At 54.8% G+C, this 22,444-nt stretch carries 24 protein-coding genes and 3 tRNA genes; 8 read left to right on the forward strand and 19 right to left on the reverse strand.

What is annotated here, in order from left to right; translation table 11 throughout:
• Window positions 1–6: 6 nt before the first annotated feature.
• From hpaD to hpaG, 3 genes are read right to left on the reverse strand one after another with little or no spacing between them, the layout of a single operon-like run.
• Window positions 7–858: a 3,4-dihydroxyphenylacetate 2,3-dioxygenase gene (gene hpaD / locus ACQG11_RS12685; protein ID WP_426728416.1), complete on the reverse strand. Its 852-nt coding sequence runs from the start codon at window positions 856–858 to the stop codon at window positions 7–9.
• A 2-nt stretch (window positions 859–860) separates the two neighbouring features.
• Window positions 861–2,327, reverse strand: a complete 1,467-nt coding sequence (hpaE, locus tag ACQG11_RS12690; protein ID WP_022646959.1) for a 5-carboxymethyl-2-hydroxymuconate semialdehyde dehydrogenase — start codon at window positions 2,325–2,327, stop codon at window positions 861–863.
• On the reverse strand, window positions 2,324–3,601 hold the full coding sequence (hpaG, locus tag ACQG11_RS12695) for a 4-hydroxyphenylacetate degradation bifunctional isomerase/decarboxylase (protein ID WP_426728417.1): 1,278 nt from the start codon (window positions 3,599–3,601) through the stop codon (window positions 2,324–2,326). The genes hpaE and hpaG overlap by 4 nt, the downstream gene beginning before the upstream one ends.
• A gap of 268 nt (window positions 3,602–3,869) precedes the next feature.
• On the opposite strand from hpaG, the gene hpaR reads away from it, so the two are divergent.
• Both hpaR and tsr read left to right on the forward strand, forming a co-directional pair.
• Complete coding sequence (gene hpaR / locus ACQG11_RS12700; protein WP_006810239.1) at window positions 3,870–4,310, forward strand: homoprotocatechuate degradation operon regulator HpaR; 441 nt, start codon at window positions 3,870–3,872, stop codon at window positions 4,308–4,310.
• A gap of 83 nt (window positions 4,311–4,393) precedes the next feature.
• Window positions 4,394–6,058, forward strand: a complete 1,665-nt coding sequence (gene tsr / locus ACQG11_RS12705) for a methyl-accepting chemotaxis protein (RefSeq protein WP_023305399.1) — start codon at window positions 4,394–4,396, stop codon at window positions 6,056–6,058.
• 168 nt (window positions 6,059–6,226) lie between these two features.
• On the opposite strand, the gene ACQG11_RS12710 is transcribed toward tsr, so the two are convergent.
• From ACQG11_RS12710 to ACQG11_RS12750, 9 genes are all read right to left on the reverse strand, one after another.
• Window positions 6,227–6,736 carry a GNAT family N-acetyltransferase gene (locus tag ACQG11_RS12710; protein ID WP_038415255.1) on the reverse strand — a complete coding sequence of 170 codons (510 nt, stop codon included), beginning with the start codon at window positions 6,734–6,736 and terminating at the stop codon, window positions 6,227–6,229.
• Complete coding sequence (opgB, locus tag ACQG11_RS12715; protein WP_426728418.1) at window positions 6,736–9,027, reverse strand: phosphatidylglycerol--membrane-oligosaccharide glycerophosphotransferase; 2,292 nt, start codon at window positions 9,025–9,027, stop codon at window positions 6,736–6,738. The genes ACQG11_RS12710 and opgB overlap by 1 nt, the downstream gene beginning before the upstream one ends.
• A gap of 271 nt (window positions 9,028–9,298) precedes the next feature.
• On the reverse strand, window positions 9,299–9,781 hold the full coding sequence (locus tag ACQG11_RS12720; protein ID WP_022646964.1) for a DUF2501 domain-containing protein: 483 nt from the start codon (window positions 9,779–9,781) through the stop codon (window positions 9,299–9,301).
• Between the two features lie 84 nt (window positions 9,782–9,865).
• Complete coding sequence (gene dnaC / locus ACQG11_RS12725) at window positions 9,866–10,603, reverse strand: DNA replication protein DnaC (RefSeq protein ID WP_003856580.1); 738 nt, start codon at window positions 10,601–10,603, stop codon at window positions 9,866–9,868.
• Window positions 10,600–11,145 carry a primosomal protein DnaT gene (gene dnaT / locus ACQG11_RS12730; RefSeq protein WP_023299265.1) on the reverse strand — a complete coding sequence of 182 codons (546 nt, stop codon included), beginning with the start codon at window positions 11,143–11,145 and terminating at the stop codon, window positions 10,600–10,602. The genes dnaC and dnaT overlap by 4 nt, the downstream gene beginning before the upstream one ends.
• Window positions 11,146–11,269: 124 nt before the next feature.
• Complete coding sequence (locus ACQG11_RS12735) at window positions 11,270–11,698, reverse strand: organic hydroperoxide resistance protein (RefSeq protein WP_003856578.1); 429 nt, start codon at window positions 11,696–11,698, stop codon at window positions 11,270–11,272.
• Window positions 11,699–11,782: 84 nt separating this feature from the next.
• Window positions 11,783–12,235, reverse strand: coding sequence for a MarR family winged helix-turn-helix transcriptional regulator (locus ACQG11_RS12740; RefSeq protein ID WP_022646966.1), 453 nt, complete (start codon window positions 12,233–12,235; stop codon window positions 11,783–11,785).
• Window positions 12,236–12,279: 44 nt separating this feature from the next.
• Window positions 12,280–12,753 (reverse strand): threonine/serine exporter, encoded by a 474-nt coding sequence (locus ACQG11_RS12745; RefSeq protein ID WP_032621429.1) that lies wholly within the window; start codon window positions 12,751–12,753, stop codon window positions 12,280–12,282.
• A complete protein-coding gene (locus ACQG11_RS12750) occupies window positions 12,744–13,520 on the reverse strand; it encodes a threonine/serine ThrE exporter family protein (protein WP_017383842.1) in 777 nt (258 codons plus the stop codon). Before ACQG11_RS12750 ends, ACQG11_RS12745 begins: the two co-directional genes overlap by 10 nt.
• A 389-nt stretch (window positions 13,521–13,909) precedes the next feature.
• Here ACQG11_RS12750 and ACQG11_RS12755 point away from each other — a divergent pair, with 389 nt between their 5' ends.
• A complete protein-coding gene (locus tag ACQG11_RS12755) occupies window positions 13,910–14,647 on the forward strand; it encodes a helix-turn-helix transcriptional regulator (protein ID WP_022646969.1) in 738 nt (245 codons plus the stop codon).
• On the forward strand, window positions 14,644–15,279 hold the full coding sequence (bglJ, locus tag ACQG11_RS12760; protein WP_063163160.1) for a DNA-binding transcriptional activator BglJ: 636 nt from the start codon (window positions 14,644–14,646) through the stop codon (window positions 15,277–15,279). Before ACQG11_RS12755 ends, bglJ begins: the two co-directional genes overlap by 4 nt.
• 37 nt (window positions 15,280–15,316) lie before the next feature.
• Here the strand turns inward: bglJ and ACQG11_RS12765 are convergent, their stop codons facing one another.
• Window positions 15,317–15,775, reverse strand: a complete 459-nt coding sequence (locus ACQG11_RS12765; RefSeq protein ID WP_022646971.1) for a YbaK/EbsC family protein — start codon at window positions 15,773–15,775, stop codon at window positions 15,317–15,319.
• A gap of 328 nt (window positions 15,776–16,103) precedes the next feature.
• Here ACQG11_RS12765 and ACQG11_RS12770 point away from each other — a divergent pair, with 328 nt between their 5' ends.
• A complete protein-coding gene (locus ACQG11_RS12770; RefSeq protein WP_063163159.1) occupies window positions 16,104–17,450 on the forward strand; it encodes a PTS sugar transporter subunit IIC in 1,347 nt (448 codons plus the stop codon).
• A gap of 77 nt (window positions 17,451–17,527) precedes the next feature.
• Here ACQG11_RS12770 and fhuF read toward each other — a convergent pair whose 3' ends face one another.
• Together fhuF and ACQG11_RS12780 are read right to left on the reverse strand one after the other, a co-directional pair.
• A complete protein-coding gene (gene fhuF, locus ACQG11_RS12775; protein WP_022646974.1) occupies window positions 17,528–18,316 on the reverse strand; it encodes a siderophore-iron reductase FhuF in 789 nt (262 codons plus the stop codon).
• Window positions 18,317–18,411: 95 nt separating this feature from the next.
• The gene (locus ACQG11_RS12780; RefSeq protein WP_023305406.1) at window positions 18,412–19,476 is read right to left on the reverse strand and encodes a GGDEF domain-containing protein; all 1,065 of its coding nucleotides are present in this window, start codon (window positions 19,474–19,476) and stop codon (window positions 18,412–18,414) included.
• Window positions 19,477–19,692: 216 nt separating this feature from the next.
• Here ACQG11_RS12780 and ACQG11_RS12785 point away from each other — a divergent pair, with 216 nt between their 5' ends.
• Window positions 19,693–19,962 (forward strand): DUF1435 domain-containing protein, encoded by a 270-nt coding sequence (locus tag ACQG11_RS12785; protein WP_026080652.1) that lies wholly within the window; start codon window positions 19,693–19,695, stop codon window positions 19,960–19,962.
• Window positions 19,963–20,004: 42 nt separating this feature from the next.
• On the opposite strand, the gene ACQG11_RS12790 is transcribed toward ACQG11_RS12785, so the two are convergent.
• The 4 genes from ACQG11_RS12790 to rsmC all read right to left on the reverse strand — a co-directional run bounded on the left by ACQG11_RS12790 (window position 20,005) and on the right by rsmC (window position 21,497).
• Window positions 20,005–20,091: transfer RNA gene (locus ACQG11_RS12790), tRNA-Leu, on the reverse strand.
• Window positions 20,092–20,123: 32 nt separating this feature from the next.
• Window positions 20,124–20,209 (reverse strand) — tRNA-Leu (locus ACQG11_RS12795).
• 28 nt (window positions 20,210–20,237) lie between these two features.
• Window positions 20,238–20,324: transfer RNA gene (locus ACQG11_RS12800), tRNA-Leu, on the reverse strand.
• A gap of 144 nt (window positions 20,325–20,468) precedes the next feature.
• Window positions 20,469–21,497: a 16S rRNA (guanine(1207)-N(2))-methyltransferase RsmC gene (rsmC, locus tag ACQG11_RS12805; RefSeq protein ID WP_032625390.1), complete on the reverse strand. Its 1,029-nt coding sequence runs from the start codon at window positions 21,495–21,497 to the stop codon at window positions 20,469–20,471.
• Between the two features lie 102 nt (window positions 21,498–21,599).
• Between rsmC and ACQG11_RS12810 the strand changes: the two genes are divergently transcribed.
• Window positions 21,600–22,013: a DNA polymerase III subunit psi gene (locus tag ACQG11_RS12810; protein WP_022646978.1), complete on the forward strand. Its 414-nt coding sequence runs from the start codon at window positions 21,600–21,602 to the stop codon at window positions 22,011–22,013.
• A complete protein-coding gene (gene rimI, locus ACQG11_RS12815) occupies window positions 21,982–22,425 on the forward strand; it encodes a ribosomal protein S18-alanine N-acetyltransferase (RefSeq protein ID WP_063163158.1) in 444 nt (147 codons plus the stop codon). Before ACQG11_RS12810 ends, rimI begins: the two co-directional genes overlap by 32 nt.
• The last annotated feature ends 19 nt before the right edge of the window (window positions 22,426–22,444 follow it).

Raw genomic sequence — 22,444 nt, forward strand, 5'->3', positions numbered from 1 at the left:
GGCTCCTTACGCGGGCAGCGGGAAAACGGCGTTGACCTGGCCGGTGCCGGAGCTGGCGAACAGCTCGGTGAGAAACTCCACCTTACCGTCGTAGTTGTCCCAGCCGAGCATCCCCAGCAGCATCACCGTGTCGTGCATGTTGCCCTCGCCGTAGCAGTAGTCGGCGTACTCCGGCAGCATGCTGCAAAACTCTTTGAACTGCCCCTCGCGCCACAGCTTCACTACCCGCTCATCCATCTGGCGGTCAAACTCGCGGGTGTAGCTGTTCATCCCTTCCTCCGCGCGCTGGTCGTCGATAAAGCGGTGCGACAGCGAGCCGCTGGCGAGCACCGCCACGGTGCCGTCGTATTTTTCGATGGCGCTGACGATGGCCTCGCCCAGCCTGCGGCTGTCGGCGAAGTCGTGTACCGTGCAGAACGCCGAGATGGAGACCACTTTGAAGTGCTTATCTGCGTTCATGTAGCGCATCGGCACCAGCGTGCCGTACTCCAGCTTCAGGCTCGGGATGTTGTGCGCCTTGGCGCGCACGCCAAGCTTCACCGCTTCGTCGGCGATCAGCTGGCCGAGTTCCGGGTTGCCGTCGTAGTCGTAGGTCATGTCGCGAATAAAATGCGGCAGCTCGTTGCTGGTGTAGACGCCTGAAAAATGGTCCGCACAGTTGATGTGATACGCGCTGTTCACCAGCCAGTGGGTGTCGAAGACGATAATGGTATCGACGCCCAGCTCGCGGCAGCGCTTGCTGATCTCTTTATGCCCGTCGATGGCTGACTGGCGGCAGCCGTAGTTTTTGCCCGGCAGTTCAGAGAGATACATTGACGGCACGTGGGTGATTTTTGCCGCTAACGCTAATTTTCCCATGATCAGATCCCCCATTTTGGAATCGGATGGTCGCCCATGGAGATACAGACGTTTTTCATCTCCGCGAAGACCTCAAAGCTGTACTCGCCGCCCTCACGCCCGGTGCCGGAGGCCTTCACGCCGCCAAACGGCTGGCGCAGGTCGCGCACGTTCTGGGTGTTAACGAACACCATGCCCGCTTCGATGTTGCGCGCCAGACGCAGCACTTTGCTGACGTCCTGCGTCCAGATGTACGACGCCAGGCCATACTCCACGTCGTTTGCCAGGCGCAGGCCTTCCGCTTCGTCCTTAAACGGCAGCAGGCAGGCCACCGGCCCGAAGATCTCTTCCTGCGCCACGCGCATGCGGTTATCGACATCCGCCAGCACGGTCGGGCGCAGGAAATTGCCGCCTTTCAGGTGCGCAGGCAGATCGGTCGGTTTGTCCGGGCCGCCCGCCAGCAGGGTTGCCCCCTCTTCAATGCCGAGGCGGATGTAGCCGGAGACCTTCTCCCAGTGCTGCTTGCTGATCAGCGCGCCAATCTGGGTGTTCGGATCGGTCGGGTCGCCCACGCGCAGGCGGCTGGCGCGCTCGGCAAAGCGTTTGACGAACTCCGGGTAGATGCTCTGCTGGATGAAGATGCGCGAGCCGGCGGTGCAGCGTTCGCCGTTGATGGAGAAGATGGTGAACAGGGCGGCGTCCAGTGCGCGCTCGATGTCGGCGTCTTCAAATATCAGCACCGGAGATTTGCCGCCCAGCTCCATGGAATACTTCTTCAGCCCGGCGTTTTTCATGATGTTACGCCCGGTGGCGGTGCCGCCGGTGAAGGAGACGGCGCGCACGTCATGATGACGCACCAGCGCGTCGCCCGCCGTGGCGCCATAGCCCTGCACTACGTTCAGCACGCCCGCCGGAATGCCCGCCTCCAGCGCCAGCTCGCCCAGACGGTCGGCGGTCAGCGGGGAGAGCTCGGACATCTTCAGCACCGCGGTGTTACCCAGCGCCAGGCACGGCGCGACCTTCCAGGTGGCGGTCATAAACGGCACGTTCCACGGCGACACCAGCGCACAAACGCCTACCGGCTGCACGAGGGTGTAGTTGAGCATCTTGTCATCGACCGGGTAGGTTTTGCCGTTCATCTGCTGGCACACCTCGGCGAAGAACTCAAAGTTGTGCGAGGCGCGTGGAATGAGCACGTTTTTGGTCTGGTGGATCGGCAGGCCGGTGTCGGCGGTCTCCATCGCGGCAATGTCCGGCACGTTCTGGTCAATCAGATCCCCCAGGCGACGCATCAGGCGCGCACGCTCCTTCATCGGCAGGTTGGCCCATTTCGGGAACGCCTCTTTGGCGGCGGCAACGGCCTGATGGATTTCGGCTTCGCCGCCGGAGGCCACTTCTGCCAGCACCTCGCCGGAGGCCGGGTTAGTGGTTTGGAAGTACTCACTTCCGGCGACGTTTTTCCCGTTGATCCAGTGGTTAATCTTTTTCATTTTGCAGTCTCCTCACTGACAATTCGGTTTACCAGGCGGCCTACGCCTTCCACTTCCACTACCACCTCATCGCCCGGCACCACGTCGGACAGCCCCTTCGGCGTGCCGGTGGCAATCATGTCGCCCGGTTGCAGGGTCATGAAATCGCTCAGATACGCAATCAGGAATGGGATGCTGAAAATGAGATCGGCGGTGGTGCCTTCCTGACGCAGTTCACCGTTGACGTAGGTGCGAAGACGAAGGTTGTGCGGGTCAGGGATGGCTTCTTTTGGCACTACGTTCGGGCTGATGGGGGTCAGCCCGTCGCGGCTTTTCACCCGCAGGTTCGGGCGATAGTAGTTTTCGAGATAATCGCGGATGGCGTAGTCGTTGCACACCCTGTAGCCCGCAACATAGTCCATCGCCTCGGCTTCGCTGACCTTACGCGCGGTTTTACCGATGACCACCACCAGCTCGGCTTCGTAATGCATGTATTCAATGTTGTTTGGGCGCACCGAGGTCTGGTTGTCGCCGTTAAAGGTGTTCGGCGCTTTGATAAACACCAGCGGCTCGGTGGGCGGTTTGAAGTCCAGCTCGCTGGCGTGATCGGCGTAGTTCAGGCCGAGGGCGAACAGCGTGGCGTGCGGCGGCGTGCGCGAAGCGATGGTAACGTCGCGTTCCTCCACCACCGGGTTTTCCAGCGGCGGAAATCCCTCTGCCAGAATGCGTACCCGATCGCCCGGGCGAATTTCGACGCGGCTTTGCGGGGTACCGAGCAATATCGCATCGCCGGGGTTCAGGGTGGCAAATTCGCTCAGGGCGCTCAGCAGTTCGGCGGCGTTGCGGTGCAGATCGGCCGTGTTCCAGTGGTCCGCTTCGCGACCGTTGATCTCGGTGATGATGGTCAGGTTGTCCACGTTATCAACGGCGACAGGTTCGCCGAGCGGGCAAAATCCATCCCGGCATTTGGCTTTAATAGCCGGGCGGTAGAAGTTCTCTTCCGGCAGGCTGATTTCGTTGGCCAGCGCGTAGCCGGCGATGTACGCCGCCGCCTCTTCAACGCGTACTTTGCTGGCGGTTTTGCCCACCACCAGCGCCACCGTTGCGCCGCTTAACACGGTTTCTCCCTGCGGGAAGGGAATCGGCTCGCCTGCGCGAATAACGGTGTTATGTGGCTTGATAAACCACACCGCCGTTTTTGGCGGCGCGTTATAGGGGGCTTTTTCAAACGCCTCAGCCCAGGCCGCACGCTGGCTTTGGTGGTTTAGCGCTACGGCAAAAACAGTACCTTTCATTCCCATACTCCTCAAACCGGCTGTCCGGTTTTGATTTCATTAATATGTTAATGATCTGGTTTTATGCTTTTGCTGTTCGTTTCGCAATCAGAAGTGAATAATTTGTGATATGAATAACAATAAATTTACACCAATGGATTAATTATCATTTAAATCAATGCATTAAAAAAATGACGTTGTTTCTGTTAGACTTTTTGGGTTACAACGTATTGTCTATAAAAGCATCTGTTTTAAATTGTTTACTTGTTAATGATGTAAGGGGAAGGTGATGCATGACTCATTAACCATCGCGCTGTTGCAGGCGCGTGAAGCGGCGATGGGCTACTTCCGCCCGATAGTGAAACGGCATAATCTGACCGAGCAGCAGTGGCGTATCGTCCGCGTACTGGCCGAGCATCCCTCCATGGATTTTCACGATCTGGCGTTCCGCACCTGCATTTTGCGCCCAAGCCTGACCGGCATTCTGACGCGGATGGAGCGCGACGGTCTGGTGCTGCGCTTAAAGCCGGTGAATGACCAGCGCAAGCTGTACGTATCGCTGACGAAAGAAGGCAACGCGCTGTACCAGCGTGCTCAGGCTCAGGTGGAAGAGGCGTACCAGCAGATTGAGGCGGAATATACCCCGGAGAAGATGAAGCAGCTCACGGCGCTGCTGGAAGAGTTTATTGAACTCGGAAACCGACATATTGCCGCGCGGGACGAAGAGTAAAAACCCTAAAATCCAGGATGATTTTCGTAAAGTTTTCCCTTTCCAGGCCGAAAATTCTGTATCTGTCTGAGGAAAGAGAAAACATGTTAAATCGTATCAAGATTGTCACCAGCTTACTGCTGGTTTTAGCGATATTTGGCCTTTTACAACTCACATCCGGTGGTCTTTTCTTCAATGCCCTGAAGCATGACAAAGAGAATTTCACCATTCTGCAAACCATTCGCCAGCAACAATCCACCCTGAACGGTAGCTGGGTGGCGCTGCTGCAAACCCGTAACACCCTGAACCGTGCGGGTATCCGCTATATGATGGATCAGAACAATATCGGCAGCGGCTCAACCGTCGCCGAGCTGATGCAGATAGCCTCTGCGTCTCTGAAACAGGCGGAAAAAAACTGGGCGGATTACGAAGCACTTCCGCGTGACCCGCGTCAGAGCGACGCTGCGGCACTGGAAATCAAACGTAATTACGATATCTACCACGGCGCGCTGGCCGAGCTGATCCAGCTGCTGGGGGCGGGCAAGATCAACGAGTTCTTCGACCAGCCGACCCAGAGCTATCAGGATGGCTTTGAGAAGCAGTACGTCAGCTACCTGCAACAAAACGACGCGCTCTATCAGACCGCGGTTGAAGACAGCAACAGCTCTTACCGCCAGGCTATCTGGGTGCTGATTAGCGTGCTGGCTGCGGTGCTGGTGGTGATTGTTGCCGTCTGGCTGGGTATTCGTCAGGCACTGATTTCGCCGCTGAACCGTCTGATTGACAGCATTCGTCATATCGCCAGCGGCGACCTGGTGAAGCGCATCGACGTGGAAGGCTCCAACGAGATGGGTGAACTGGCTGACTCCCTGCGCCATATGCAGGGCGAGCTGGTGCGTACCGTGGGTGACGTGCGTAACGGCGCAAACGCCATTTACAGCGGTGCGAGCGAAATCTCGATGGGCAATAACGATCTCTCATCCCGTACCGAGCAGCAGGCTGCCTCTCTGGAAGAGACCGCCGCCAGCATGGAACAGCTTACCGCCACCGTGAAGCAGAACGCCGAGAATGCCCGTCAGGCGAGCAACCTGGCCCTGAGCGCGTCTGAAACCGCGCAGAAAGGCGGGAAAGTGGTGGATAACGTGGTGCAGACCATGCGCGACATCGCCGGCAGTTCGCAGAAAATCGCCGATATTATCAGCGTGATCGACGGGATTGCTTTCCAGACCAATATTCTGGCGCTGAACGCGGCGGTAGAAGCGGCACGTGCGGGCGAGCAGGGCCGCGGCTTTGCGGTGGTTGCAGGTGAAGTACGAAACCTGGCGCAGCGCAGCGCCCAGGCGGCTCGCGAGATCAAGAGCCTGATTGAAGACTCCGTGGGGCGCGTGGAATTGGGATCAACGCTGGTAGAAAGCGCCGGTGAAACCATGGGTGAGATCGTGAATGCGGTAACGCGCGTGACGGACATCATGGGCGAAATCGCGTCTGCGTCTGATGAGCAGAGCCGCGGTATCGACCAGGTGGGGCTGGCGGTGGCTGAGATGGATCGCGTGACCCAACAGAACGCCTCGCTGGTGGAAGAGTCTGCGGCGGCCGCGGCGGCACTGGAAGAGCAGGCGAGCCGTCTGACGCAGGCCGTTGCGGTGTTCCGTATTCAGCAGGAACAGATGAAGGCGCGCGAGTTCGCCTCCGCGAAAAGCGTTGCCGCACCGGTAGTGGCGCGTAAACCGGCGACCGCAGATGCGGGCGATAACTGGGAAACGTTCTGACGTTGTGCGTTTCGCCGGGTGGCGGCTACGCCTTACCCGGCCTACGGGATGTGCGTTTTGCCGGGTGGCGGCTGCGCCTTACCCGGGCTACGGATTGTGGGTTTTGCCGGGTGGCGGCTGCAGAATTGGGTTTTGTAGGCCCGGTAAGCGCAGCGCCACCGGGCGATTTTACAGAGGCAGGCGCATGGCGCAGCGGGAAGCATACGCTAAACCGTGCGCCGTCTCTTCTTCACGTTTCTGGCGCATTTCCGGCGTCAGCGTCGTCATCATTTCAAACCCTAATCGCCTGTAGTAGGGCGCGTTCCACGGGACATCACGAAACGTCGTTAACGTCAGCGAGGTTAGCCCCAGCGTGCGGGCATGCTCTGCGACACGGTTAATCAACCGGCGTCCGAGACCTCGTCCCTGCCAGTCCAGATGAACCGAAAGTTCCACAATAAACAGCGAAGATGGCTCGGCTTCGGCGAGAATAAAGCCCACGGGCCTGTCGTCAGCCAGCGCCAGCCAGCTTAATCCGCGTCCGGCGTAACCGAGGTGATCTTCAACGGAAATAACCTCGCTGTCTGCCAGCCAGGCCAGCTCAGGAACGTCGCGAAATCGCTGCCCCGCCGCGCGTTCAATGGCGGGCAGGGCAGCGACGTCGTCGATGCGCGTCGGGCGAAGGGTGAACGCCGTCATCAGCCAGCGCTGCTCACAATTTTAATCTCCACCATGCCGATCCCCAGCTTGCGCGGAGCGTGACCGAGAATATTCCCTTCGTTAGTGGACTGCGGCTCGGGCGGCACAATGACCAGCGTATTGCTGCGTGTGGGGTTATCGAAATGCAGCGTGCTGGTGGTGACATCATTGCTCAGCGTCAGCATCTGTTCTTTATCGCCGACGCGCACCGGCACAGGACGGTTTGCGTTGGGACCAAATGCCCTGGCGGTGATCACCAGATCGAATTTCTCCGGCAGCGGATGGGTATACTCAATTTTCACCTCATCACCTAACTGCGCGTTAGACCAGCGCCCCCACGATTCGGGACGTGAAATACCGCTGAACTGCTTCACCTCTTCAGGCGCGCCGGCAACGTTAAAAATAAAGCTGTCAGCTTTATAACGAATGTCGTTGTCGACGATTTTCAGCAGGTCAACGTTGCGCTGATAGCGTGCGGTATCAATGACCGTATCTTTAAACGCGGTTTTCCCCTGCCACTGTGGTTTATCAACGTGTTGCACGGTCTGCTCGCCACCGAGTTGCCCCTGTGAGACGCACCAGTCGGTGGACAGTGACAGCTCTTGTGACCAGAGCTGGCCCATTTTGTAGCATTTGTCGACCCAGACGAAATTATCGCGCGGGGCGAATTCCGCCAGCTGGAAGCGCAGTGGCGCGGAATATTCGCTTTCCGGTAGCGGCTCGACGCGGTTATCCGACACGCGCAGCAGCAGAGGCAGGCGGAAATGGCTGCCGGAGAACGCGATCATTTTTTTATCCTGATCGATGGTGAAGTCGTTTATCTCTTTCGGGAAGTTCCACAGGCGAATGATATCCGGCTTCCAGGCGAGGATTTTTTCCTTCATGTTGAGGAAGATTTCCGACAGGGACTGGCCCGACAACGTACTGCGGCCCAGGCCAATGAAGTTATCGCCACCCATAATATCCAGCACGGTAGCGCCGTTATCCATCGAGTTACGTTTAGCGGCAATGATCTCCTGCTGCGGTTTATCGCCGCGCAGCACAAAGAACAGGTTGCTGCGATCCAGCTTATTCAGCTCATCCCAGGCGCTGTTTTTCATCGCCAGATGGTCAGATGAAACGACGATGACCGTATTTTTGAAATACGGCGACGCTTTGATTTTCTCGATTAACGCCGCGATATGTTCCTGGCTACAGGTCACAGCGCTGAACGACTTGTTGTTTTTACCGTCAATGTCGTAGCCCTGACGTTTACAGGTGCGTGAGACGAAACCATCCGGATGATGCGTGTCGACGGTCAACGCAAACAGCGAGAAGCGTTTACCGGCGCGGGAAAGCTCCTCGAATTTCTTCCAGGTTTCATCCAGAACGGTATCGTCGTAAAAGCCCCAGTCGTTGCGGTAGGCCGGATCGGCGACCGTGGTTTTCAGCTCTTCGGAACCATATAAGTGATCGAAACCGTGGGATCTCAGGAACACATCTTTCCCGGCAAAACGCAGGTTAGCGCCCTGCATAAAGTAGTTTTCATAGCCCGAGTTTTTCAGGATATCGCCGAGGCAAATGTTCTGCGGGAAGAAGCTCGACATCGAGGCAGAGGCGTTGCCTTCAAACGGGGCGAACAGGGGAATGCCGCACTGGGAGGCCACCATCCCGGCGATGGTGTAATCCGTGCCAGGCAACTGCATGGTGTGGCTGAAGTCGAGGCCCTGGTTTTTCAGCGCGCCAAGCTCTGGCGTCAGGTTCGGGAAAGCATCGTTGTCAAACCAGGTGCGTTCCAGACTTTCGCCGTAGATATAGACCAGGTTGAGTTTAGGGTTGTCGATTTTCTTCGAGGGTTCTTTGTAATAGGCCGCAAAGTCCGGATCGCCATCGCGCGACTGGGATTTTACCAGCTCGGTAATTTGATGGAATGCCGGGCTGGCATCCACGGAGGCCAGCGCCAGGCACAGCGCCAGCAGGCTGTAGCCATGATGATGCGGACGGTGACGGCGACGGCGCAGAACCCAGGCCAGCGCGGCGAAGATGCCCACCAGGGCGACCACCAGCCCCAGACCCGGAAGGATGTACTTACCCACACCTGCGCCGGTCAGACTGTTGGTCAATGTGTAGAGCACCGCGTCGTTAATACCGTCGCCGGTAAAGTAATCGCTGGCATATAACGTAATGTTTAAAACAATAAAAATACCGAGCACCACCAGGGTGGCCACAAACCACCAGGTGTGACGACCGGCTTTCCAGGCATAAACGCCGATGGAAGCCAGGAAAAGGACAAGGGACATTAACTCTGACAACAGCAGATCCTCATCATGCCGGACGCTTAGCCGGCTAATTGCTTATTTTTTGGGTAATACAATGTAATTGCGATGTCGCTTAGCTGCAATTTTAGTGTCACGAAAGTGTGCTGTTGTTAGGATTTGGTTTATAAAATCGGATTTTTGAATACAGTCGCATCGTGGCATACGGAGGCTGAGGTGGTGGCAGGGGGTAAAAAAACGCACTTCACGCCGCGGTATAAGACTAATGTAATAAACGCGGCGTGTTGTGGCAGAAAAAGGGGGACGATCAGGAGAGGAAATTAACGCCTTGTTTCAGCACCAGATCGCAGGCTTTCGTTTTCACCTGTTTCGCCAGAGATGAATTTCCAAGGGTGCTGAGGTTCAGCTGCTGACCATTTTGCGCGTTCAGCAGGCCCTGTATACCGTCCATATAGTTGGTGTCCGCTTTCTGCTCCTGGGTGTCCAGTCCCAGTTTACCCAACACCTGGTTTTTGATGTTTTCGGTATCGGTGACGGAAGCCAGTTTCTGCTTCGCGCAGTATTCCAGAATACCCGCCGCGTTGTTCATCGTTCCGGCACTCAGGCTTTGGGAGCTGTTGCCCAGCAGGCCGGTGAGGGACGAGGCTGACAGTCCGCCCTGGGACGTGCCGCTCTCTTTGGTTAACTCACTTGCTGCGCTGGAGAGCGACTCCTGCCATGATGCGGCCTGCGCTGCGCCAGTCACCAGCAGGGCGCCAGTAAGGATGCTGATAAGAAATTGTTTTTTCATAATGATTTACTCAACAAGGTCCGTTTTGGGCCAGAAGTGGGTTCAGTATATACCTCTGCTCTTCCGGCGCTCCCTGGAAATATCTTAATACTCTTTGCCGGTGACGCGGCTGCGGTAGCTGTCCCAGTCGAAGATGACGTACAGGCTGTTACCCAGCTTCATGCGATCCATCACCCGCTCGCCAAGAAGTCGGGTCATCTCGTCGATATTGTGGTTCGTCAACATACCGGTTGGGCGTTTTGACGACGAACGGCGATCGACAATCTGGTTGATGATCACTTTTTCGTAGCGGGACTCCGTCTGGACACCGATCTCGTCGATGACCAGCAAATCCACGTTACTTAAATCATTCAGCAACTGTTCTTCGCTGGTTTCGCGATTACTGAAGGTGTCTTTCATGGCGGACATAATATCGGCCACGGTGATAATCAGCACTGACTTCCCGCGCAGCAGCAGCTCGTTGCAGATAGCGGCGGCGAGGTGATTTTTCCCGGTGCCGGGTTTTCCGCTAAAGATGAAGCTGGCGATGTTGCCGTCAAATTCATCCACGTACTGGCGCGCCTGGTTAAGGGCATTCATCTGCCCCTGAGACTCGACCTTATAATTCTCGAAGGAGCAGTTCTGGTGCAGAGGGCGAATGCCCGAGCGGTTAAAGGTGCGCTGCATTTTCATCGCGCGGTTTTCGCGGGCGAGGGCAGCCGCGCGAATTTTACCCTGCTCTTTTTGCCATGCCAGCAGCTCTTCACCGGTGGTGAAGGCGGGCTTCACGTTGGCAGGCATCATCTTCTGCAAACGTTTCATCAGGTCGCCGACGTTTTTCATTTCGCACCTCGGAATCCATCAGGGATTTTTTTGTCCGGTTCTGAAAAAGCATTGATATCACGTTTTGGCTGGCCGTTGTTGCTGGCGCGGTTGATTTGCAGACTGCGCGCGAATTTTTGCTGCCACTGAACATGATGGAAGACTTTTCCTTCAGCTTGCCAGTATGCGGTAAAGGCTGCCAGCTCTTCCGGTGTCGCGGGCTGCGAGAGGGCTATTCCCCATAAGGCCGCCTGCCGCTGAAAATCGGCGTCCGGCTGCCAACCGGCGTACATGGGAAATTTCCCCATTGGAACGGCCACCGGGGCGCTGGCGGGTTCGTCAAAAAACTGATTATCCAGCATGACATCGCTCGCCGGGCGCGACAGCTTCTCTTCAATTTCCAGAAGCTGCGCCAGACGCTCCGGCGTGACCGCATAAAACGCCGGGGCGTTGTCGGCAAATACCGCGAGCGTGCCGCCTTCGGCGTGCGTCAACACACCGCGAGGATCGCGCATAAAGGCATCAATGCCAGCAATGCTGGTGGTCAGAATTCTGGAGGACATAACACTTTCTCAACTGATTACTACGGGCGTGATTGAGGGTTATGGTAGCACAGAGAGAGGGGAGGAAAGGAGAGGATTTCCCCGGTGGCGTTACGCTTACCGGGGCTAAAATCACAGGGGCTGGTTACGCGATGATGTTCAGCGTCACGTCGATATTGCCGCGCGTCGCGTTAGAGTACGGACAGACGATGTGCGCCGCATCCACCAGTTTTTTGGCTTCCGCTGCGTCCATCCCTTCAACGTGGATGTTCAGCTTCGCTTCGATACCAAAACCGGTTGGCAGCGGGCCGATCCCTACTTCGCCTTCAATAAAGGCGTCTTTTGGCAGAGCGAATTTATCGCGTGCCGCAACGAACTTCATTGCGCCCAGGAAGCAGGCGGAATAGCCCGCAGCGAACAGCTGTTCAGGGTTGGTTACTTCACCCCCCATGCCGCCCATCTCTTTTGGCACACCCAGTTTGACATCCAGAACGCCATCGGAAGACGTGGCGCGGCCATCACGGCCTCCGGTTGCTTTGGCTTTGGCAGTGTAGACAACTTTTTCTAAAGACATGGCAGGTTCCTCATCTTACGTTTATATGCGCTATTAAATAGCGCACGATGTTTTAAGTTAAAATTAGACGCGTAAAGTACAGCCTTACGCGCGATGCAGCTGTTGGCGCAAACTTTCGAGCTGTTGCTTGAGCGCCAGCATGGTGTCGGTATCACACTGCGCTGCACAGCCCACGGCGTGGGGTATCGTCACGGCCTGCTGTTGCAGCGCCCGACCCGCGTCGCTCAGGGTGACGGCGACCTGACGCTCATCCTGACGGGAACGCTGGCGGAGGATCAATCCTGCGCTTTCCAGGCGTTTCAGCAGGGGAGTCAGCGTGGCGGAATCCAGGAACAGCCGCTCGCCAATGTCTGACACCGTAATATCATCCTGTTCCCACAGCACCAGCATCACCAGGTATTGCGGGTAGGTCAGATTAAGCGGCGCCAGCAGTTGCCGGTACAGCTTGTTAAGCGCCAGATTTGCCGAATAGAGGGCAAAACAGAGCTGGTTATCCAGCAGAAGCGCGTTGGTGGTGTCGTTCGTTTTTGCATCCATGAAATGAATATAGATAGTGCGCGATACAATTGCAAGCGATTTTATTATACGCGTGGACGTTTGCGGTAAAGCCATAAGCCGGGGATCGACAGGCCGATGGAGAGCGCACCCACGATCGACGAGGCTTTAAGGAAGTTGCTCAGGAGCAGGATCATCTGGGGTTCGCTGTAGCCAAAATGGCTGATTTTGACGGCGGAGATCATCGCCGTATAGGCTGAAATGCCCGGGAACATAGGAATCACTGCCGCCACGGTGAATACCTTCGGGTGCGCCAGATACCAGCGGGACCACTGAATACCGATGCTGCCAACCAGCATGGAGGCGATAAACGTCGACCATTCAATATTAAAGCCCGCTGTCATCATGATCATACGAGAGCCGTGGCCAATGGCACCCAGCAGCGCACACCAGGGTAATGCACGCTGTGGGACGTTAAACACCATCGCAAAACCAACGGCGGGAAGGGCAGACAAGAGCATGTCCTGTGCCAGTGCGAGCATAAAATCCATCACGCCCATCCGCGTAACCCCCAGAGTGTCATGGCCATTACCACCCCGATACAGGTCGCCAGCGTCAGCAGGCTGGCTATCGCCCAGCGCGCCAGACCGGTGTTGATATGGCCTTTGAACATATCAGCGACGGCATTAATTAAGGGAAAACCTGGCACCAGCAGCAATACGCTGGCGGCCATCGCAACAGTAGGCGTGCTGGCGAAGTAGGGCTGGCGCAAAAGCAGGCCGGATACGGTTGTCGCCACAAATGCCGTGATGCAGAAGTTAATTTGCGGATGTAGCTGTCTGTGCGTCAACAGCTGGCGGACATACATTGCGATGCTGCTGGCAAAGAAGGTCACGACAGCGCCGTCCCAGCCGCCCGCGTTGAGCTTGCAGAAGCAGGCGCAGGACAGTCCCACCATCAGCACAACCAGCCAGCGCGGATACCGGAGGGGTTTGATTTGATTGAAACGTTTTTCTATCTCCCGGAGATCGAGCAGCTTGTGTTCAGCAAGGATCACGATGTGCTGCACTTCCGTCACGACGTGCATGTTAATGCCGCGGTCATGATTTTTACGGGTGGAGGTCAGGCACTGTCCGTCTTTAATGGTGGTCAGCACAATGGCATTTGACGAGATGGAACTCTCAACGCTGTCCATCCCCAGCGCCAGCCCAAGGCGTGTGGAGAGCTCTTCGACGAGGGCGCTTTCTGCGCCGTGCTGTAAGAGAAAAAGCCCGCACTGAATACATAGCCGCGTGGTAGCACGTTGCGTAGACCGATCTGCCTGCATGAAACGCCCTGTAGAGAAGAGAGATTGCTTACTTTTAACACAAAGTGCAGGGCCCTTTGCGCTGGGCCAGATCAACATTTGTGCGATCAGTGGCGCGATGGGGGCGGAGGAAAGATAGCATTGTTATTTATTTAATGAATATGAAATTAGGATTTATAAAAACAATATATTAAGTATTTCTAATTTCATATTTTCGATCTTTTCACGCAATTTGAATTAAATTTAAATGGTCTTTATGCGATATTAGGCCTGTATTGGGCGTTTCTTAACCCATGTGATATTTGTTCTATTTTGCGAGTATTAACCCGTTTGTACTTCGGAATGCAAACGTGTTTAACCTTGCAGGGTTAGTTCGTTCTTAAATAAAGAATTCATGACAGGGAGGGTCTATGTTGCCATTGAATGGTAAACACGGAGTGGTGATCAGCAGAGTACCGGTTATGCAAAATGGGTTAGGTGGCGTCATGTCGCGTCATTTTCCCGATTTTGAGATAACGTACTGCCGTTCGATGCAGGAGTTGACGTTATTACAATTGCGTCGCGCTGGGGTCGTTATTGCCGATATTTCGGGTGAGTATCGTAATCCACGCGGCACGCTTGAGCAATATTATGGGTTAATGAATCAGTACCGGGATATTCACTGGATATTCCTCGTTTCGCGCCCCCTTTATCCACTTGCAGTAGAGCTTCTTATGCGTCCGGAAAGCACGCTGCTTTCGGATATGGAACCCATTGAAGGCGTAATTAACGCTATTCGCGCGGGGAGTGAACGTGCCGAGCGAATAAGCCAGACGTTATTGATACCGGAAAATCCTGATATTGAAGAGGAGAGTGAGCAAATGATTGCGCTTACCCACTCTGAACGCAAGGTGTTGCGTTTGTTAGGTAAAGGTTGGGGAATCAACCAAATAGCCACGCTACTTAATAAAAGTAATAAAACGATCAGTGCACAGAAAAACAGTGCAATGCGTCGCTTATCACTTCGCAGTAATGCCGATATGTACGCGTGGATAAGCAGTACCCAGGGAATGCGAGAACTCAGTTTAATGTCGGCTTATGGAGAGTTTGAGGAATGGAAAAGACCACTGCAACAAAACATATCGCCGTCATCGAAAGCTGCTCAATGAGCGCTATGGGGCTGAAGCATCTTTTTGCGATGCCCGCCCTGAGCCATTACCAGGTGCACCTGTTTGCCAGATTTGACAACTTCAAAGCGGCGCTCTCGGAAATCTCATTCTTTGCCGTAATTTATTCATTGTCCGATGAGCGTGAGGAGCGGCGAAACTGTCTGGCCTGTTTGCGGGATCTCACCTTCACCCACAGCGACGTCAAGCGTATCGTGCTGGCCTCTGATGAAATGGAGGCGAGACTGGTCAGCCATCTTTCGCCTTCTCGCTTACATGGAATTATCAGTAAATCGGTTCCGCTGAAGCAGTTAATGGAGGGGCTGGAGACATTACTCAGCGAAACGCATCACGTGAACGACAACGTGTACAATCACTGGTGTGTGAGCCAGCATCGTATGCTAAGCCCAACTGAAAGGGCGATTCTGCGATATATGTCATCGGGTTTTTCGATCCCTGAAATTGCGGCACAGCTTGAACGCAATATCAAAACCATCCGGGCGCATAAGTTTAACGCAATGGTAAAACTGGGCGTCAATTCTGATGTGGGATTACTGGATGCGGCAGATATCCTGGCGCATCTCCCGGTCAGGGAAATACGCCGTTCCGCTCTCACCGTTCCTTCTTTCTTGTAGTGTTAAGTGATGCGCCAGAATTTTTCTGGCGCAACGTTCAAATACAGACATCAACCCATTTCGCTGCGGTCAGTTCCGCCATTCTGTCGGGCGATATACGCACCGCACTGTGGATGGCGCCCGCTGCGGGTAACACTTCGGCGTACTGTTTTAAAGTGATGTCACAGTAAACAGAGAGCGGATTTTCCAGTCCAAAAGGGCAGACGCCGCCAACAGGATGACCCGTCAGGGTTACTACCTCATCGCAGCTGAGCATGCGGGCTTTTGCGCCGAATGTCTCTTTGAGCTTTTTGTTATCCAGACGCGCATCGCCTTTTGCAACCACCAGAATCACATCATTTTTAATTTTCAGTGACAGCGTTTTGGCAATTTGGCCGGGTTCAACGTTGTGCGCGGCAGCAGCAAGGGCAACAGTCGCTGTGCTTTGGTTAAGCTCGATGATTTCTATATCCGGAGCGTGTTCGGCGAAAAACTGCTGTACAGACTGCAAACTCATTGATTCCTCCTGACAAATATCTTCCGTAATCTGTCATAAGAATTTAGTCGCTGTAAATATCCCTTAAGTAACAAATATCCGTCAGGAGCGATTTCTGGATCGCCTTCACATTCACAGAAACCGGTTACAGTAACCGGTTGCAGAGCGTGATGCAGAGATTAATACTGAGTGTGTAACTTCCCCTGTATCTAATAATAAGAGCTAATTATGAAACCATTCCGTTTGAGCAGTACCGCAGGTACACGATCCGGCAAGGTTGTGACGCTGATGTATGGAACAACGTGTGACGTGAGAACGTCCGAAACGAACGTCTGACAGGAGATCTGCTATGTCTGCCAACCATGCTGCATTTAATCTGATTTTCCGCTTCGTTGAAAATTATGTCAGCCCTATTGCCGGGCGCATCTCTTCCCAGCGTCACGTTATGGCGATTCGTGACGGGTTCATCTCGGCAATGCCGTTTATGATTGTCGGGTCGTTTTTATTAGTGTTCGCTTACCCACCTTTTTCGCCAGATACCACCTGGGGCTTTGCTCGCGCCTGGCTGGATATGGCGAAGCAGTTTGAAGGTCAAATTCTGACGCCGTTTGATATGACGATGGGGGTGATGTCCCTCTATATCTGTGCGGCTATCGCCTACAACCTGGGCAAACATTACGTTAAAACCCATCAGCTGGATCCGTTCATGTGCGCGATGCTGTCGCTGATGGCGTTCCTGCTGGTCGCCGCGCCTAAAACCAAAGGCGCCTTACCGGTTGATAGCCTTGGAGGGACCGGGATTTTCACCGCGATCCTGGTGGCGCTTTACTGCGTTGAGATGATGCGTTTCCTGAAAGCACACAATATCGGGATCCGCCTGCCAGACCAGGTTCCGCCGATGATCAAAAACTCGTTTGACCTGCTGATCCCGGTGCTGGTGGTGGTGCTGACGCTCTATCCGCTGAGTCTGTTGATCCAGTCGCAGTTCGGTATGCTGATCCCACAGGCCATCATGTCGATATTCAAACCGCTGGTCTCTGCGGCGGACTCGCTGCCAGCGATCCTGCTGGCGGTGCTGATTGGCCACCTGCTGTGGTTTGCCGGGATCCACGGCGCAGCGATTGTCTCGGGTATGCTGCAAATGTTCTGGCTGACGAACCTGGGGGCGAACCAGACCGCGCTGGCGGCGAGCCTGCCTTTACCACACATCTTTATGGAAGCCTTCTGGACGTTCTTTATTGTGATCGGTGGGTCAGGAGCGACGATGGGGCTGGTGTTCTGTTACCTGCGTAGCCGCTCCGCGCACCTGCGCTCCATTGGACGCCTGAGCGTGGTGCCAAGCATTTTCAATATCAATGAACCGGTGATTTTTGGTACGCCGATTGTGATGAACCCGGTGTTCTTTATTCCTTTCCTGCTGGCGCCGATGGTCAATGCCGTGCTGGCATGGGCAGCGATGAAGTTTGATCTGATTGGCCGCGTGATTTCCGTTGTGCCGTGGACGGCACCGGCTCCGGTTGGTGCCGCCTGGGCGCTGGGCTGGGATTTCCGTGCAGCCATTCTGGTGCTGGTTTTGGCCTGCGTTTCCGCCATTATCTATTTCCCGTTCTTCAAGGTGTACGAGAAACAGTTGCTTCAGCAGGAAGCGGAAGAAGCACAGCGTAATGGGGAAGAGGAAAATCAGCAGGTAGCCTAGATAAAAGCAAAACGGCAACGCAGGTTGCCGTTTTTAGTGTTTGCTCCCTCTCTCTGCGAGTTTCAGGCAGGGCCAGACTACTTAAGCGTGCAATCGCCGCACTGCTGGACATCCGGCAGACGGTAGCGCTGACAGCAGGTACGACGCACCAGAAGTCCCTCACGCGGAACCACGGTGCGGTAAAGAGGGTTATCCCGCCCATCCGACAGCTGTCTGGCAAAGAAACAGCTCTGACGCAGCGCATCCACTTTCTCGTCGCCGAGCAGCGGCTTCATCTCCGTTAAATACCAGTGGATAAGATACCCGGTATTACTCCAGATCAGTTTGCCGTTGATCTCCCCCGTCGCTTCCAGCGCATCAATGACCGGAACCAGCGCTCTTGTAATCAGTCGTTCCATACGCGCCTGCGCTGACAGGTGACTCGCGCTCGGATCTTCGTGTACATCAATCCAGAAACAGGCGGCGCGTCCGGTCTCATGGAATTCGACGTGGAAATGTTCCGACGAGAGATCGAGCATCGTTTCCTGGGTCAACAGGGCCAGCATGACAGGCGGCACCATCAGCCCGATATACCATTGTGCCCAGAGGGAAAGCAGCGGTTTATTTTCCCGCGCCAGCGTCGGTTGGTTACGATAAATATGGTCGGAATAGGTTGCCAGCAGTGACCGCAGCTCGGCAGGTCGTTGCCACTGAGTCAGCGTCAGAGCATGATGCGGCGGTGCTTCATCCAGTTTGATGAAATCCAGCAGATGGGCGCGTGTTACGGCGATTTTTTCCCGAATGGCATCCGCAAGCGTCGTTTCTCCGGCGGAGAGTGGAGCTCGCCAGAGCAGTGGCTCAACGATGTGTGCGGTACGAGTCGCCATAGTGTGGATTACAAATCTAAATGATAATGATTGCCAATCCTAACTATAGATAAAACCGAGCGCAAGCGTTTTATCCTGGCGCTGTGAAGGCGGTTTCAGGCGATATGAAGCTCGTCGCTCAGCAGAATGCTGTTGCGTCCCATATGCTTGGCTTCATAGAGGGCTTTATCGGCTTTCGCCAGTGCGCCATCAACGTCTTCACCTTCGAACATGGCTATGCCAATGCTGATGGTCACGTTAGTGGCGACGCTTTCGTTAAACATGTGGGGAATTTTGAGATCGTAAACCTTCTGACGTATGCGTTCAGCTGTCTGGCGCGCTTGCTCCAGTGGGATGTTACTTAACAGCACCATAAATTCTTCCCCGCCAAACCGGGCGACAACATCGCGTGAGCGCACGGCGTCGCGGATCGCAGCCGAGACCCTGATCAAGGCCTGATCGCCCATCATATGGCCGTAATGATCGTTGTAGGCTTTGAAATGGTCGATATCCATCAGCAGCACAAAGTGCTCGCCAGCGTCAGGCCTGGGGAGGTTCTCAAGCCGGCTTTGCAGCCCGCGACGGTTATATAGGCCGGTGAGCGGGTCCATCATGCTGAGATCGGTCAGGGTTTCACGCTCTTCGAGCAGTTCGGAAAGCAGCTCCTGGGCGAAACGGTCATTACGCCGCTGAAGAACATGATGGATACCAATGGCGACCACCGGCAGCGCGAAAAAATAGGCCATTCTCAACCAGTTTTCGGACGGGCTAAGCCACAGGCAGGATATAAAAGCGGGAAATGAATGTAACGTAAAGGCTTTAATATTACTGGCGAAAGCCAGAGACCCTATAAAAAGCACTGTTAATAGCGCCATCATTAAATAGGTTGCGTGATCGTGCGTTATTAACAGAAATTTTGAGACGATCTGCCATGCCCATAAAAACCCAAAAATAGCTGAAACAGCAGGGATATTTATTTTTCGCGTGCTATTTTTCCAGTGCCAGATAAGTAAGCCAGTGCTGGCAGTCAATACGGCAAACAGGGGGACTGATAACACACGAACGGAATAGAGAGGGTTTGTTACCGAGAACAATGCTGATGCAGCGTTCAGAAATAAAAATAAACGTAAAGAAAGCTGATATTTCTTGTTGACTAAGGACAGCCAGGATTGTGATGTCATATGCGTGCGTTTTTATTAAAACTCAATTAAAACAATGAGCAAGGTGTTGTTATGTATTATTGGTCGCTACAAAATTGAATTTTTATTATCAGAAAAACGTTATCGGAAGTTAACAGGTGGGCAATTTATCACCTTACACATTCTCTGTCATTATGGGAAAGCAATTGCTGGCGCAATTTCTTACGTCGCATGCTGACAAGTGATAATTATTATCATATGATACTGGTTATCATTATCAGTGCGAGAGGTGAAACCATGTTGAGCAAAGCGCTGGGAAGTGGGTGGGGAATATTGCTGCCTGGTTCCATTATCGGTGGGCTGATGTTTGCCGATCTTCCCATTGATGTCTGGAAAGCAATGATTGTTTCGGGCTTGCTGGTGACATCCGCGATGATCTGGCACAAACAGTTACGGCATTACGTGCTGTTGCCATCATGCGTTGCGCTAATCAGTGGACTGCTGGTGATTCTGATGAGTTTGAAATAAAAGGGAAAAACAAGAGGTACTGCTGAAGGGATGTAAGATAATTGGTGCGAGGGGGGGGACTTGAACCCCCACGTCCGTAAGGACACTAACACCTGAAGCTAGCGCGTCTACCAATTCCGCCACCTTCGCACAGTCATCTTACTGGTTTGATATCGCCTCGTTGGTGCGAGGGGGGGGACTCGAACCCCCACATCCTAAGGACACTAACACCTGAAGCTAGCGCGTCTACCAATTCCGCCACCTTCGCCCAGTGCGAGCAATATCAACGTGATTTATGGTGCGAGGGGGGGGACTTGAACCCCCACGTCCGTAAGGACACTAACACCTGAAGCTAGCGCGTCTACCAATTCCGCCACCTTCGCATACCATCGACACTGTAAAAGTATCGTAACCACGGAGGCGCATTCTAGATGTTTTCAGCTTTACGTCAACAGAAAATTGCGCACGTTGTTTTGATTGCTGCAAAAATGGGCGATGGCAGCGTCAGCCATCGCCGGGCAGGGGAATTACTTTTTCGCCTGGCGCGTCATCACGGTGCGATACACCTTAAAGCGGCCTGTCTGGGCGATTACTTCGTGGAAGCCGAAGGTTTCATCCAGCACTTTCGGATACGCCAGGAAGGCATTCGCCACAATACGTAGCTCACCGCCGCTGTTAAGGTGACGGGTTGCGCCACGGATCAGCGTTTGCGCCGCTTCAAGGCTGGTCTCCATCCCGTCGTGGAACGGCGGGTTAGAGATGATCATGTCAAAGCGACCGGTCACGTCGGAGAAAACGTTGCTGGCGATCACTTCGCCTTCAATGCCATTCGCAGCAAGCGTGGCGCGGCTGGCTTCTACCGCCGGGGCGCTCACGTCACACAGGGTTAAACGCACTTTTGGTGAGTGGCTGGCGAGAACCGTTGACAGCACGCCCGCGCCACAGCCGACGTCCAGCACCTTGCCCTTGGTGTGCGGCGTCAGGGTGGAAAGCAGCAGCTTGCTGCCCGTATCGAGCGCGTCACGGCTAAACACACCCGGCAGGGTTTTAATGGTCAGGCCGTCAAGCTGGTACTCGTCCCAGAAGGTGTTGGCATCAAAAGTGGTCTGTTTTTCCAGACGGCCATGATACAGGCCGCAGCGTCGGGCGCTGTCGATTTTCGTCAACGGCGCGTAGCCTTCGAGCATCTGCTCTGCGCTTCGCACCCCGCTGCGGTTCTCACCGACGACAAAAATATCGCAGCCGACCGGCAGCAGAGAAAGCAGGTTCATCAGCTGGAACTGGGCTTCCGGTTTGTTCTTCGGCCAGTAGTAAATGAGCGTATCGCAGTCAGCAATATCGCTCTGCTCCGCCACCAGGCTAAAGCGTGCGCGCTCGCCCATCTGGCGGCTCAGCACCTGCCAGTGGTGGTAGTATTGGGTGTGGGCACGGCTTTCAGCACAGTCGAAACGTGCGGGCAGGTCATCCTGCATATCTCCGGCAAACAGAATACGGCTTTCTTCGAAATCATCACTGTGACGCAGCAAGACTTCACTTGCCGGGGTAAATGCAGACATGAATTGTTCCTCAATAAACTCAGGCGGGGATTATAGTAGGTAGATGGCGCAGTTTCGACACATTTGCTATATTTGCGCGCCTGAGAGACAGGAGTTTTCGCTATGACATCCCGACGAGACTGGCAGTTGCAGCAGCTGGGCATCACCCAGTGGGCTTTGCGTCGCCCGACGGCGTTGCGGGGCGAAATAGCCATCTCCATCCCTGCGCATGTCCGCCTGGTGATGGTGGCAGAAGCGCCGCCTGCCCTGAACGAACCCCTGATTGAGGATGTCCTTCGCACCCTGAAGGTGACAAACGATCAGGTATTACAGCTGGCGCCCGAAAGCGTCGCGATGCTTCCCCCTGACAGCCGCTGTAACAGCTGGCGAATCGGGGCGGTGGATGAGCTACCTCTTGAAGGAAGCCAGATCAGCTCGCCAGCGCTGGACGAACTGAAAGCCAACCCAAAAGCGCGTAGCGCGCTATGGCAACAAATTTGCGAATATGAACACGATTTCTTCCCTCACGACGGCTGACCTGGCCACCGCGTTCGCGATTGAAACACGCGCCCATGCCTTTCCGTGGAGCGAAAAGACGTTTGCCAGCAATCAAGGCGAACGCTATTTAAATCTCCGCGTGGACGTTGACGGTGCGATGGCCGCGTTCGCCATCACGCAGGTCGTTCTGGACGAGGCGACGCTGTTTAATATCGCGGTCGATCCCGCTTACCAGCGCCGCGGGCTGGGCAGGGATCTGCTTGAGCACCTCATTCGTGAGCTGGAAACCCGTGACGTTTTCACCCTGTGGCTGGAGGTGCGCGCGTCCAATGTCGCCGCCATCGCGCTCTATGAAAGCTTAGGCTTCAACGAGGCGACTATCCGCCGTAACTACTACCCCACCGCAGAGGGACGTGAAGACGCCATTATCATGGCTCTGCCGATTGGATAACGAAAATAAGGTTGTAACG

This window comes from Enterobacter cloacae complex sp. 372C4 (assembly GCF_050030615.1).
In the GTDB taxonomy this organism is placed as follows: domain Bacteria; phylum Pseudomonadota; class Gammaproteobacteria; order Enterobacterales; family Enterobacteriaceae; genus Enterobacter; species Enterobacter intestinihominis.

What these genes read in the sequence shown, in the direction of transcription:
- hpaE (WP_022646959.1), bottom strand. Translation starts at nt 2,327, where the DNA reads ATGAAAAAGATTAACCACTGGATCAACGGGAAAAACGTCGCCGGAAGT.
- bglJ (WP_063163160.1), top strand. Translation starts at nt 14,644, where the DNA reads ATGAGCGCTATGGGGCTGAAGCATCTTTTTGCGATGCCCGCCCTGAGC.
- rsmC (WP_032625390.1), bottom strand. Translation starts at nt 21,497, where the DNA reads ATGTCTGCATTTACCCCGGCAAGTGAAGTCTTGCTGCGTCACAGTGAT.
- ACQG11_RS12720 (WP_022646964.1), bottom strand. Translation starts at nt 9,781, where the DNA reads ATGAAAAAACAATTTCTTATCAGCATCCTTACTGGCGCCCTGCTGGTG.
- fhuF (WP_022646974.1), bottom strand. Translation starts at nt 18,316, where the DNA reads ATGGCGACTCGTACCGCACACATCGTTGAGCCACTGCTCTGGCGAGCT.
- ACQG11_RS12750 (WP_017383842.1), bottom strand. Translation starts at nt 13,520, where the DNA reads ATGCAGGCAGATCGGTCTACGCAACGTGCTACCACGCGGCTATGTATT.
- ACQG11_RS12710 (WP_038415255.1), bottom strand. Translation starts at nt 6,736, where the DNA reads ATGACGGCGTTCACCCTTCGCCCGACGCGCATCGACGACGTCGCTGCC.
- ACQG11_RS12810 (WP_022646978.1), top strand. Translation starts at nt 21,600, where the DNA reads ATGACATCCCGACGAGACTGGCAGTTGCAGCAGCTGGGCATCACCCAG.
- rimI (WP_063163158.1), top strand. Translation starts at nt 21,982, where the DNA reads ATGAACACGATTTCTTCCCTCACGACGGCTGACCTGGCCACCGCGTTC.
- hpaD (WP_426728416.1), bottom strand. Translation starts at nt 858, where the DNA reads ATGGGAAAATTAGCGTTAGCGGCAAAAATCACCCACGTGCCGTCAATG.
- ACQG11_RS12765 (WP_022646971.1), bottom strand. Translation starts at nt 15,775, where the DNA reads ATGAGTTTGCAGTCTGTACAGCAGTTTTTCGCCGAACACGCTCCGGAT.
- dnaC (WP_003856580.1), bottom strand. Translation starts at nt 10,603, where the DNA reads ATGAAAAACGTCGGCGACCTGATGAAACGTTTGCAGAAGATGATGCCT.
- ACQG11_RS12745 (WP_032621429.1), bottom strand. Translation starts at nt 12,753, where the DNA reads ATGGGCGTGATGGATTTTATGCTCGCACTGGCACAGGACATGCTCTTG.
- dnaT (WP_023299265.1), bottom strand. Translation starts at nt 11,145, where the DNA reads ATGTCCTCCAGAATTCTGACCACCAGCATTGCTGGCATTGATGCCTTT.
- ACQG11_RS12785 (WP_026080652.1), top strand. Translation starts at nt 19,693, where the DNA reads ATGATACTGGTTATCATTATCAGTGCGAGAGGTGAAACCATGTTGAGC.
- hpaR (WP_006810239.1), top strand. Translation starts at nt 3,870, where the DNA reads ATGCATGACTCATTAACCATCGCGCTGTTGCAGGCGCGTGAAGCGGCG.
- ACQG11_RS12740 (WP_022646966.1), bottom strand. Translation starts at nt 12,235, where the DNA reads ATGGATGCAAAAACGAACGACACCACCAACGCGCTTCTGCTGGATAAC.
- ACQG11_RS12780 (WP_023305406.1), bottom strand. Translation starts at nt 19,476, where the DNA reads ATGACATCACAATCCTGGCTGTCCTTAGTCAACAAGAAATATCAGCTT.
- tsr (WP_023305399.1), top strand. Translation starts at nt 4,394, where the DNA reads ATGTTAAATCGTATCAAGATTGTCACCAGCTTACTGCTGGTTTTAGCG.
- hpaG (WP_426728417.1), bottom strand. Translation starts at nt 3,601, where the DNA reads ATGAAAGGTACTGTTTTTGCCGTAGCGCTAAACCACCAAAGCCAGCGT.
- ACQG11_RS12735 (WP_003856578.1), bottom strand. Translation starts at nt 11,698, where the DNA reads ATGTCTTTAGAAAAAGTTGTCTACACTGCCAAAGCCAAAGCAACCGGA.
- ACQG11_RS12770 (WP_063163159.1), top strand. Translation starts at nt 16,104, where the DNA reads ATGTCTGCCAACCATGCTGCATTTAATCTGATTTTCCGCTTCGTTGAA.
- ACQG11_RS12755 (WP_022646969.1), top strand. Translation starts at nt 13,910, where the DNA reads ATGTTGCCATTGAATGGTAAACACGGAGTGGTGATCAGCAGAGTACCG.